Annotated in this window: 2 protein-coding genes and 1 pseudogene; 1 reads left to right on the top strand and 2 read right to left on the bottom strand. The window is 58.5% G+C overall.

All coding sequences use genetic code 11. The features are described 5' to 3' along the window. Positions 1 to 201 (bottom strand): hypothetical protein (locus tag X735_RS1000000169520; protein WP_210164053.1); only part of this gene is annotated, 201 nt, incomplete at its 3' end. Between the two features lie 103 nt (positions 202 to 304). Between X735_RS1000000169520 and X735_RS01000000166655 the strand changes: the two are divergent. Further along, positions 305 to 784: pseudogene (locus X735_RS01000000166655) on the top strand (transposase); the annotation flags it as partial. Positions 785 to 992: 208 nt separating this feature from the next. On the opposite strand, the gene X735_RS0135695 reads toward X735_RS01000000166655, so the two are convergent. Beyond that, the coding region (locus tag X735_RS0135695; protein WP_031214082.1) for an ATP-grasp domain-containing protein at positions 993 to 1,800 on the bottom strand (808 nt) is incomplete at its 5' end.

Genomic DNA, 1,800 nt, shown 5'->3' with positions numbered 1-1,800 from the left:
CTTTGTTGCAACCGGTTTGATTGCCGGCGCTGTGGCACCGAGCGTCTCGACGAATTTTCGGAGGGCGGTGCATCGCCGCATACAGTGCCACGAGCCCATAGGGATCTGTTGCAACCTTTTGATCACCAGCGCTGTGGCAAACAGCCGGAAAACTCCACCTTCCGGCGGTCCAAAGAATGGTATCGGATCAGAAACGGCCAAGGCTCTAATCGCCACTGGATGACAGTTCAGTGGCAGGTCACCGTTTGCCGGTCGATCGCCTCGCGCATAGACGAGCGGCTTGTACTCGCCGTCGCGCCAGGAGGACGTGAACGGCAAGCTGAGGAAACTGGTCGCCGACCTGTCAGCGGACCTGACCTCAACGGTGACGGACGCCGTTCTCGACGAAGTCGCCACCTGGCAGCAAAGGCTGCTTGATCCGATTTACCCGCTGGTCTTCTTCGATGCGATCCCGGTCAAGATCCGCGATGGAGGGACGGTCCGCAACGTGCATTCGCGCGGACATCGCGCTGAGCGTGCGCGCCGATGGTGCAAAGGAGGTACTGGGCCTGTGGCTCGAGCAGAATGAAGGCGCCAAGTTCTGGCTGCGGGTGATGAACGAGCTCAAGAACCGCGGCACGGAGGATATCCTTCGCCTGAAGGGCTTCCCAGGGTCGATCGTCCAGACATGCATCGTCCACCTGCTGCGCAACTCCATGGACTTGGTGTCCTGGAAGACCGCAAGAGCTTCGCCAGCGCACTCAAGGAAATCTACCGCGCCGTCGATGCCGATGCCGCCGACAAGTTGGAGGATTGGCGCAGATACACAACGAGGACCGCCCACATGGCGCAATCGGGCACAAGGCCCTGATCTCGTTTCTCAGAGCCGATGGCGCCGCCAGCCCGCCATCGTGAGAAAACCGGGAAACTCTATCTTCCGGCGGTCCAGAGAATGGTATTGGAGCGTCAAAACCAAGACTCTCCCTCAGGCCAAAGGAGATTGGGGTTTCAGGTCAGGTCGAAAATGGTGTAATCGACCAATCGATTAAACCGACGGCACGCTGAAGTATCGCGTCCGCCCGAGCACGGGTGGGGGAAGCGGCGATGACATATCCGATAAGATCTCCGGTATCGCCGTTCCTAACGATCGGCGTCTTGGGTTCCAGATACAACTTGACCTCGGCGACACCGGATACAGCAGCCGCCCGATTGTCGCCACCGATCCAATCAAGGGTGCCCTCGCGATCAGGAACGAGGAACCGCGCGACCGCAGTCTGCGAATGGCTTCTGCGCAAATTCCATTCGTCACCGATAACAAGTTTGATGTGCTCGGTGACGAGATCGACACCGTAAGCCAGCTGAACCAATTCAGGAGCGGGCGAACCCGTAAGACGCGGATTGACTTCGATGACGACTGGACCACGTTTCGTCCACCGGAGTTCAATGTTCGTTGGCCCCCAGCCAAGGCCGAGAGCTCGCAAACAGCTCAGCGAAACATCGGCGATACGATTATACTCGTCATCAGTCAGCACGGCCGGATAGGTGAACTCACGATAGACGAAATGGGGTGGACGGCAGAAGTCAAGAGCGCCAATCCCAACGATCTCATTTCCCATTATGTCAATGCTATAATGCAGGCCTTGTGCGAATTCCTCGACCAGTATCCTCGGCGAAGACCGCCATATATGCTTCCCGCCCAACAGATACGTCGTATGTTCGGCCACCTCATCGGGCCCGCGGCACAATCGGACACCTCTGCTGCCGCTGCCTGCGCCTGGCTTGAGAATCACCGGAAGGCCAATCTCCTCGGCAGCGCTTTCC

Source organism: Mesorhizobium sp. L2C084A000 (assembly GCF_000502875.1).
Lineage (GTDB): Bacteria > Pseudomonadota > Alphaproteobacteria > Rhizobiales > Rhizobiaceae > Mesorhizobium.
The sequence above is the reverse complement of the archived record's forward strand: the minus strand, read 5'-3'. Positions and strand labels throughout refer to the sequence as shown.